The organism is Alphaproteobacteria bacterium, assembly GCA_019635875.1.
Lineage (GTDB): Bacteria > Pseudomonadota > Alphaproteobacteria > Reyranellales > Reyranellaceae > JAFAZJ01.
The window spans coordinates 278,595-287,012 of record JAHBYP010000007.1 but is presented as its reverse complement, the minus strand read 5'-3'; the positions used below and the strand labels follow the sequence as shown (position 1 = coordinate 287,012).

Annotated in this window: 10 protein-coding genes; 7 read left to right on the top strand and 3 right to left on the bottom strand. The window is 68.9% G+C overall.

Annotated elements, in window-relative coordinates; genetic code table 11:
• Nucleotides 1–17: 17 nt before the first annotated feature.
• Both KF889_23935 and KF889_23930 read right to left on the bottom strand, forming a co-directional pair.
• Nucleotides 18–416 (bottom strand): nuclear transport factor 2 family protein, encoded by a 399-nt coding sequence (locus KF889_23935; GenBank protein MBX3502507.1) that lies wholly within the window; start codon nucleotides 414–416, stop codon nucleotides 18–20.
• A 231-nt stretch (nucleotides 417–647) separates the two neighbouring features.
• On the bottom strand, nucleotides 648–1,637 hold the full coding sequence (locus tag KF889_23930; protein MBX3502506.1) for a zinc-dependent alcohol dehydrogenase family protein: 990 nt from the start codon (nucleotides 1,635–1,637) through the stop codon (nucleotides 648–650).
• A gap of 143 nt (nucleotides 1,638–1,780) precedes the next feature.
• Between KF889_23930 and KF889_23925 the strand changes: the two genes are divergently transcribed.
• The 3 genes from KF889_23925 (at nucleotide 1,781) to KF889_23915 (ending at nucleotide 5,173) form a co-directional block, all read left to right on the top strand.
• Nucleotides 1,781–3,253, top strand: coding sequence for a circularly permuted type 2 ATP-grasp protein (locus KF889_23925; protein ID MBX3502505.1), 1,473 nt, complete (start codon nucleotides 1,781–1,783; stop codon nucleotides 3,251–3,253).
• A 13-nt stretch (nucleotides 3,254–3,266) separates the two neighbouring features.
• On the top strand, nucleotides 3,267–4,196 hold the full coding sequence (locus KF889_23920) for an alpha-E domain-containing protein (GenBank protein ID MBX3502504.1): 930 nt from the start codon (nucleotides 3,267–3,269) through the stop codon (nucleotides 4,194–4,196).
• 161 nt (nucleotides 4,197–4,357) lie between these two features.
• Entirely contained in the window at nucleotides 4,358–5,173 is an 816-nt protein-coding gene (locus KF889_23915; GenBank protein ID MBX3502503.1) for a transglutaminase family protein, read from the top strand.
• A gap of 277 nt (nucleotides 5,174–5,450) precedes the next feature.
• Here KF889_23915 and KF889_23910 read toward each other — a convergent pair whose 3' ends face one another.
• Nucleotides 5,451–5,771, bottom strand: a complete 321-nt coding sequence (locus KF889_23910) for a c-type cytochrome (protein ID MBX3502502.1) — start codon at nucleotides 5,769–5,771, stop codon at nucleotides 5,451–5,453.
• A 111-nt stretch (nucleotides 5,772–5,882) separates the two neighbouring features.
• Between KF889_23910 and KF889_23905 the strand changes: the two genes are divergently transcribed.
• The 4 genes from KF889_23905 to KF889_23890 all read left to right on the top strand — a co-directional run bounded on the left by KF889_23905 (nucleotide 5,883) and on the right by KF889_23890 (nucleotide 8,418).
• A complete protein-coding gene (locus KF889_23905) occupies nucleotides 5,883–7,097 on the top strand; it encodes an adenylate/guanylate cyclase domain-containing protein (GenBank protein ID MBX3502501.1) in 1,215 nt (404 codons plus the stop codon).
• A gap of 156 nt (nucleotides 7,098–7,253) precedes the next feature.
• Nucleotides 7,254–7,592, top strand: a complete 339-nt coding sequence (locus KF889_23900; protein MBX3502500.1) for a hypothetical protein — start codon at nucleotides 7,254–7,256, stop codon at nucleotides 7,590–7,592.
• Between the two features lie 2 nt (nucleotides 7,593–7,594).
• Nucleotides 7,595–7,828 (top strand): hypothetical protein, encoded by a 234-nt coding sequence (locus KF889_23895; GenBank protein ID MBX3502499.1) that lies wholly within the window; start codon nucleotides 7,595–7,597, stop codon nucleotides 7,826–7,828.
• Between the two features lie 251 nt (nucleotides 7,829–8,079).
• Complete coding sequence (locus KF889_23890) at nucleotides 8,080–8,418, top strand: hypothetical protein (GenBank protein MBX3502498.1); 339 nt, start codon at nucleotides 8,080–8,082, stop codon at nucleotides 8,416–8,418.

Below are 8,418 nucleotides of genomic sequence, written 5' to 3'. Positions count from 1 at the left end.
CATGCTTCGCGCTGTGACTACTTCGTGACCGCGGTATAGGCCTTGGCGATCACCTGCCATCGGCCTTCGATCTTCAGCAAGGTCAGATAGTCGGTGAAGTAGCGCGGCGGCAGCTGGCATTCGACCTTGGCGAAGGCGGCGTCGGGGCCGTTGAAGTCGATCGACACGATGCGATCGCGCCGCTCGTCGCCCCTGGACTTCGCCGAGGGCCGGCTCTCGACCAGCTTGAACCAGTCGGCGCGCGGCATGTCCGTGGCCTTGCCGTCGGCGCCCACCGCGTAGAGATGCGCGAAGGGATGGAAGGCGGCGCCCAGCTTCGCGGTGTCACCCTCATGCAGCCCGTCGAAATAGGTCTGCAGCGTGCTCTCCACGGCGGCGACTTCCGAGGCGTAGTCCTGCACCTGGTCCTTCGGCATCGATCCCTCCTTGGGCGGTGAACCCGCCCGTCGGCGCGCATCATCGCGTGTTGCGCGGCGCGCATCAATGGGACCGCCGGCCTTCAAGCGGCCGGGGCGCGCGCCACTCCAGTGGCGCGGCGGACGATCGACAAGACGCGCCACCGGAGTGGCGCGCCCCGACCAGGCAGCGTCTTCACGCCATTCGGGCCGCGTCGTCGCTGGTCGGCTTCGAGACGCCGGCGGTCCCGCTCACACCGGCCCGTTGGGCGCGACGAGGATCTTGCCGCTGCGCTCGCCCTGCTGCGCGCGCGCCAGCGCTTCCTTGATCTCCTCGATCGGATAGACGCGCTCGACCGGCGCGCTCAGGTCGCCCGACACGACGCGGCCGGCCAGCTCGTCATAGAGCGCGCGCACCTGCTCGACCGGCTTTCGCGCCAGGAAGCGGCCGAGCATGAATCCGGTGAGGATCACGCCGCGATAGATCACGTCGGCGCGGTTCATGACGGGATCCTGCCCGGTCATCGAACCGTAGTTGCACACCGCGCCGCCGTCGGCGACGCAATTGCCCAGCCGGCCCGTCGCCTCGCCCGACACCGCGTCGATGCCCAGCTTGATCGGCGCGTTGCCGGTGAGCGCACGGGCGCGCTGCCACAGATCGGGTCCGTCGACGACGCAGGCATCGGCGCCCAGCGCCGTCAGCTCGTCGAACAGGGCTTCGCGGCGCACGACGTTGAGCGTGCGCAGGCCGCGGCCCCTGGCCAGGCGGATCAGCAGCTTGCCGACGGCGGAGTTGGCGACGTTCTGGATCACCCAGTCGCCCGGCAGCAGATCGACGAAGTCGCTCAGCATCAGCGAGGCGGTCGGTGGATTGATGCGCACCATCGCCGCCTGCTGCAGGTCGATGCCGTCGGGCAGCCTGATCACGTCGTCGCCCTTCACGCGGCGGCGCTGCGCCCAGTTCTCGCGCTGCAGGTTGATCACCAGGTCGCCCGGCTTCACATGGCTGACCGCCGCACCCACCGCGGCGACGCGGCCGACGCATTCGGCACCCGGCGTCGCCGGCAGCGGCGGCTTGAGGCGATAGGAGCCGCGGCAGAACCAGACATCCGCCGGGTTGATCGGAAACAGCAGCACGTCGAACACCACCTCGTCGTCCGCCGGCGCGCCGACATCGGGCACCTCGACGCAGCGCGCGACCTCTTCCGGCGCGCCATAGGCGCTCAACTGGACCTGCTTCATGCCCATTCCTTCCGCTGATGCCCGAGAACGGTGCGGTGCCTGACGCGTTGCGGTCAAGGGCCGGTCGCTGGCGTGTTTTTTGCTACCATCTTGGGCACGAATCGGCTGGGATGGTGATCAGGCGCGTGGGGAGAGCGAACTGCATGGCGGGCATCAAGGCCTTCGACGAGATGACCTCCGCGCCCGATGGCGTGCGCGCACCCTACCGCGACGTGGCGCAATGGCTGGCCGACACGCCGGCAGCGACGCTGGAAGCCAAGCGCAGCGAGGTCGACCAGTTCTACCGCCGCCAGGGCATCACCTTCGGCGCCTATGGCGCGACCGACGGGCACGAGACGACGATCCCCTTCGACATCATCCCGCGCGTCATCGCCCACGATGAGTGGCAGTACCTCGAGCGCGGCCTGACGCAGCGGGTGAGGGCGCTCAACGCCTTCCTCACCGATGCCTATGGCGAGCGCCAGATCTGCCGCGCCGGCGTGATCCCCGAGCGCCAGCTGCTGCTCAACGCCGAGTTCGTGCCGCTGGCGCAGGATCTCGATCTGCCCGGCGGCGTGCATTGCCACATCGCCGGCATCGACATCGTGCGCGTGGGCGAGCGCGACTTCTTCGTGCTCGAGGACAACGTGCGCACGCCCTCGGGCGTCTCCTACGTGCTGGAGAACCGCGAGGTGATGATGCGGCTGGCGCCCGAGCTCTTCGCGTCCATGGGCGTGCTGCCGGTCGCCAACTACACCGAGGAGCTGCTGGCCACCCTGCGCTCGGTGTCGTTCAGCGACGATGCAGAGCCCAACGTCGTGCTGCTGACGCCGGGCCCGTACAACAGCGCCTATTTCGAGCATGCCTTCCTGGCCGACGAGATGGGCATCGAGCTGGTCGAGGGCACCGACCTGTTCGTCGACGAGGGCCGCGTCTACATGCGCACGCCGCGCGGCCCGCAGCGCGTCGACGTGATCTACCGCCGCATCGACGACGCCTTCCTCGATCCGCTGGCCTTCCGGCCCGATTCGCTGCTCGGCCTGCCGGGCCTGATCGGCGCCCTGCGCTCGCGGCGCGTCAACGTGGTCAACGCCATCGGCAACGGCGTGGCCGACGACAAGTCGACCTATGTCTACGTCCCCGACATGATCCGCTTCTATCTCGGCGAGGAGCCGATCCTGCAGAACGTGCCGACGCATCGCGGCGATCGGCCCGACGATCTCAAGTTCATCCTCGATCATCTGCCCGAACTCGTCGTCAAGGAGGTCCACGGCTCGGGCGGCAAGGGCATGCTGGTGGGCCCGACGTCGAGCAAGGCGGAGATCGAGGAGTTCCGCGCCCATCTCGTGGCCCATCCCTACGACTACATCGCCCAGCCGACGCTCGCGCTCAGCACCTGCCCGACCTTCGTCAACCAGGGCGTGGCGCCGCGCCACGTCGACCTGCGGCCCTTCGTGCTGTCGGGCAAGGAGATCACCATCGTGCCCGGCGGGCTGACCCGCGTGGCGCTGAAGGACGGCTCGCTGGTGGTGAACTCCAGCCAGGGCGGCGGCACCAAGGATACCTGGGTGCTGGGCCCCAACGGCCAGCACGGCCAGCAGGTGCCATTGCAATCGCAAAGCCAGAGCCAGTCGTGAAGGCGGCCGCGCCATGCTGAGCAGCACCGCCAAGAACCTGTACTGGATGGGCCGCTACCTGCAGCGCGCCGAGAACATGGCGCGCCTGCTCGAGGCGACGCAGCGCACGGCGCTGCAGTCGAGCAAGACCGAGGCCTTCGACGTCGCCGAGATGTACGGCCTGGCCGACGCCTTCGAGGCGATCCATCCCGACGGCGAGCTGCCGCAGCTCATCGACTTCATGACGCTCAATGTCGAGAATCCCTCGAGCGTGATCAACTCGGTGCGTGCGGCGCGCGACAACGCCCGGGCCGAGCGCAACAACCTCACCACCGACGTGTGGGAGAGCCTCAACGGGCTGTGGCTCGAGGTCGCCGCGATCGCGCGCAGGCGGCGCAGCGTCGACCGCGGCGCCTTCGTCGAGACGGTGAAGAAGCAGACCGTGATGATCGCCGGCGCGGCGCAATCGACCTTGCTGCGCGACGAGGCCTGGAACTTCCTGTCGCTCGGCACCTACCTGGAGCGCGCCGACAACACCATCCGCATCCTCGACGTGAAGTATCACCGCCTGCAGCCCGACGGCGCGCCGCAGGCGCGCGACGGCGTCGACTATTACGGCTGGTCGGAGATCCTCACCTGCATCGGCGCGCTGCGCACCTATCGCCGCGTCTATCGCGCGCGCATCGAGCCGCGCAAGGTGGCCGAGCTGATGATCCTGCGCCGCGACCTGCCGCGCTCGATCCACCATTGCCTGTGGCAGCTCGACCTTTCCATGCGCGAGCTGGCCGAGCTCTACGGCAATCGCGGCGAGGCCGACCGCCAGGCCGGCGCGCTGCACGCCGAATTGCGCTACGGCCGCATCGACGACATCTTCGAGGCCGGGCTGCGCGACTTCCTCGAGGATCTGCGCGACCGCCTCGACGAGCTGTCCTCCGAGATCGGCCGCCAGTTCCTGCTGGATTGAGGATGGTGACGCGTTCAGCTCATACCTTCCCCCGGAGGGGGAAGGTGCCCGAAGGGCGGAAGGGGGATGTCGAAGTCGGACTCCCGCGTTCGTCTTCGACATCCCCCTTCCGGCGCTGCGCGCCACCTTCCCCCGCCTCCGGGGGAAGGTAGGAGACATCGATGCGCCTGTCCGTCACCCACGTCACGCGCTTCCGCTTCGCCGAGCCGGTGCGCTACTCGATCGACGACACGCGGCTCACGCCCATACCCGCCGAGGGCCAGCGCATCCTGAGCTGGAGCCTGCGCGGCCCCGGCAAGCGGCTCGACTGGACCGACGGCCACGGCAACGCCGTCAGCACCTTCTCGCTGACCACGCCGCATCGCGAGGTCGAGCTGGTGGCGCACGGCGAATATACCTGGTCGAGCGATCACACCTGGCAGCGCTATGCCGGCCCCGATCCGCTGCCGCCCTCGTTCTGGCTGCGCAACACCGGCATGGCCAGGCACGACGCCTCGATCGACGCCGTGGTCGGCGACCTCGCGCCGCGCGTCGCCGATCTGCAGGGCCGCGTGCCGCTGCTGCACGAGATCATGTATCGCATCCGCGCGCGCATCGCCTACCGGCTGGGCGCCTCGACCGTCGACACCACGGCGCTCGAGGCGCTGCAGCGCGGCGAGGGCGTGCGCCAGGACCAGAGCCACGCCTTCATCGCCTGCTGCCGCCGCCTGGGCATCCCGGCGCGCTACGTCAGCGGCTACAAGCGCATCGACGCCGATCCGCCGGTTTCCGGCGCCAGCCACGCCTGGGCCGAGGCGCATGTGCCCGAACTCGGCTGGGTCGGCTTCGATCCGGCGAGCGGCCTGTCGCCGACCGGCGACTACCTCAAGCTCGCGGTCGGTCTCGACTACACCGAAGCCGCACCCGTCACCGGCCGGCGCACCGGCGCGTCCGAGGCGGAGATGACGGTGCGCGTCGAGGTCAGGCGCGTCGACTGAGCGCGAACACGCCGCTCCCCCTGTCTTCCCGGAGCGAACGCATATGGCGTCTTCCCTTCTCCCCGCGAAGGCGGGGAGAAGGTGCCCGAAGGGCGGATGAGGGGCTTCACGGTGCCGCGGTCAAACGCTGTGCCCATTGCAGCGCTGCGAAGCCCCTCATCCGCCTCGCTGACGCTCGGCACCTTCTCCCCGCCTTCGCGGGGAGAAGGGAAGAGCCATAGGCGATCGCTCCGTCTGTCATCCCGAGCGCAGCGAGGGATCTACGACCGGACGGGCACTATCGCTTCGCAAGGCTGAGGATGTAGGCGATGACGTCGCGCATGTCGTCGGCGTCGAGGATCAGGTTCGGCATCCGCTGATGCGAGGTCTGCAGCATCGCCTGCAGCGCCAGCTCGGTCATGCCCGGCGTCGCGGCGACGCGGCTGAAGCTGGCCGCGGCCGCGAGGGGCGAGACGGTCTGCTCCGCGCCCACCGCGTGGCAGGCGGCGCAGCGTTGCTCGGCCACTGCGCGACCGCGCTGCACGGCGGTCTGGCCCTGCGCCGGCACGGCGGCGAGCGATCCGAGCAGCAGGAAGATGACGGCGAGGCGATTGACCATGACAGTTTCCGGCGCAGGCGCGATGGTTGATCCTGAGGCTCGTGCGCGACCGCGGCAAGCCTCGCCTGATCGGCCTACACAAACCGCGGCGCGCTCACCATCTGCAGGCCCATGAGCGCCGACGACACCCACGAGATGACCGCCTGGCTGATCGAGCAGGGCCTCAACGGCACCTCGATCAAGCAATTCCTGCCCGCGCTGGCCGAGCGGCTGAACCAGCGCGGCGCCGGCCTGCGGCGCCTCAACCTGGGCGCCGACGTGCTGCACCCGACCATCGATTCGCGCAGCTTCCACTGGACGCGCGAGCGCGGCGTCGAGATGACCATGCTCGATCGCGGCGCCTTCGACGAGGCCGACGCGGAGTGGGTGCAGAGCCCGTTCCGTCACATGCTGGTCAACCGCGAGCACTTCCTGCGCCGCAAGCTGGGCGACGGCGCGCCGACCGGCGAGTTCCCGCTGCTCGACCGCTTCGCCGGCGAGGGCGCCACCGAGTACGCCGCCTTCGCCACGCGCTACGGCGCCGGCGCCACGCTGGGCGAGACCGACGGCATGTTGAGCTCGTGGCTGAGCGACGCGCCGGGCGGCTTCGGCAATGCGCAGATCACCCTGCTCGAGGCCATCCAGAAGCCGCTGGCGCTGGTCTTCAACCGCAACATCCTGCACGCCACGACGCGCACCCTGCTCGGCACCTATCTCGGCGAGGACGCGGCGAAGCGGGTGCTCGCCGGCAACATCGAGCGCGGCCGCGCCGAGAGCATCCGCGCCGTGATCTGGTTCAGTGACCTCTCGGGCTTCACGCGCGTCGCCGATTCGATCGATCGCCACCTGCTGCTCGGCCTGCTCAACGACTACGCCGGCATCGTCGTCGACACGCTGGAGGCGCATGGCGGCAATGTGCTGAAGTTCATGGGCGACGGCATGCTGGCGATCTTCCCCGGCGAGCGCATGGAGGATGCCTGCGGCCACGCGCTGAAGGCCGCGCGCGAGGCGATCGACGCGGCCGCGGCGCTCAGCGCCACGCGCAGCGTCGACGGCCTGCCGGTCACCGATCTCTATCTGGCGCTGCACGAGGGCGAACTGCTCTACGGCAATTTCGGCGGCCGCTCGCGCCTCGACTTCACGGTGCTCGGACCGGCGGTGAACGAGGCCGGCCGCATGGCTGCCCTGTCGCGCTCGATCGACCAGCGCATCGTCGTGTCGTCGGCCTTCGCCGCCGCCTGCGGCAACAAGCGCGATCGCCTGGTGTCGCTGGGCCGCTACGCGCTGCGCGGCGTGGCCCGCCCGCAGGAACTGTTCACGCTCGATCCGCAACCCGCCGGGACCTGAAGCGGGCGTCATATAGAAGAAACACAATAAATATCGAAAAAGCTCTTGAAAACGTCAGGTGCAATGCCACGTTCTGGAAAATGAACGCCTGACGCAAGATTTGCGGTCAAAGTAGCGTTCCCCCTGCGGACGGCGTGACCATTTGTGGAGCCCGCCGTGCGGATCACCGTCCTCGCGGCGCTGGTAATCGCCGCGCCGCTCCTCTCCTACGCCCGGTCCGGTGACCATGGCGCGGGTCACGCCGAGCACCACGACTGGTACCGGCAGCTGTTGCATCCCAATACCGGCGTCTCGTGCTGCGGCGACCGCGACTGCCGGCCGACGCGCGCATACGTCGACGACAACGGCGCCTGGCGGGCGCAGCTCAACGGGGCATGGGTGAAGGTGCCCAGGGCCGCCGTGCTCAGCACGCGCGCGCCCGACGGCAACAGCCACATCTGCGCCACCGACGCCGGCGTGATCCTGTGCTTCATCGGCGGCGTACCGAAGGCCTGACCATGACCCGTCCTACCATCATCGAGGTAAGCGACATCATCCTCATCGCCGACGATGTCGATCGGGCGCTGGCGAGCCTGCCTGAGGACCTACGTCGCGACATCGCGCCGCTGCTGCGACGCATGGGCGAGTGGCGCCTGGCGACGATCCAGGGCGAGGTCGCCCGCCCCACGACGCTGCTTGTGGCCTTCTCGCGATTCCTCGAACTGCTGGGCGACGAGTACAGCGCGCGCTAGAGCGACGAACGAAAAGGCGGAATCACGCGTCTTTGGGAGCGCCGGCGGGACGCCGGCGCTCCCAGAAAGACGGCTGAGTTCGTTCTGACGCTCGATGCTCAAGGCCGCGCACAAAGTGGCGTGAATCCGGCGAAACGGCGACGGCAAATGGCCGCGAGAAACCTTGTCGGAGACGCGACGTTCAGCAGCCGTCGCCCCCGCAAGCGTTGTCCCCCTCAGCGTGTGGCGCACATCGATAGATGGAGTCTGCCATGCGGGTCACGGTCCTCGCGTCGCTGCTGATCGCTGCGCCGCTCGTCTCCTTCGCGCAATCCGGCCAGCACGGCGTCGGCCATGCCGAGAACCACGACTGGTACTTGAAGCTGGAGCATCCGAAATCGGGTGCGTCCTGCTGCGACAACCGCGACTGCCGCCCGACGCGCGCCTATGTCGACGACGAGGGCGCCTGGCGAGCCCAGCTCAACGGAAGCTGGGTGAAGGTGCCCAAGGACGCCGTCCTGCAGACGCGCGCGCCCGACGGCAACAGTCACATCTGCGCCAACGAAGCCGGCATCATCCTGTGCTTCGTCGGTGGCGTACCGAAGAGTTGA

Excerpts from the sequence above, each read along its gene's own strand:
- KF889_23890 (MBX3502498.1), top strand. The coding sequence starts at position 8,080 with ATGCGGGTCACGGTCCTCGCGTCGCTGCTGATCGCTGCGCCGCTCGTC.
- KF889_23905 (MBX3502501.1), top strand. The coding sequence starts at position 5,883 with ATGAGCGCCGACGACACCCACGAGATGACCGCCTGGCTGATCGAGCAG.
- KF889_23915 (MBX3502503.1), top strand. The coding sequence starts at position 4,358 with ATGCGCCTGTCCGTCACCCACGTCACGCGCTTCCGCTTCGCCGAGCCG.
- KF889_23910 (MBX3502502.1), bottom strand. The coding sequence starts at position 5,771 with ATGGTCAATCGCCTCGCCGTCATCTTCCTGCTGCTCGGATCGCTCGCC.
- KF889_23935 (MBX3502507.1), bottom strand. The coding sequence starts at position 416 with ATGCCGAAGGACCAGGTGCAGGACTACGCCTCGGAAGTCGCCGCCGTG.
- KF889_23920 (MBX3502504.1), top strand. The coding sequence starts at position 3,267 with ATGCTGAGCAGCACCGCCAAGAACCTGTACTGGATGGGCCGCTACCTG.
- KF889_23925 (MBX3502505.1), top strand. The coding sequence starts at position 1,781 with ATGGCGGGCATCAAGGCCTTCGACGAGATGACCTCCGCGCCCGATGGC.
- KF889_23930 (MBX3502506.1), bottom strand. The coding sequence starts at position 1,637 with ATGAAGCAGGTCCAGTTGAGCGCCTATGGCGCGCCGGAAGAGGTCGCG.
- KF889_23895 (MBX3502499.1), top strand. The coding sequence starts at position 7,595 with ATGACCCGTCCTACCATCATCGAGGTAAGCGACATCATCCTCATCGCC.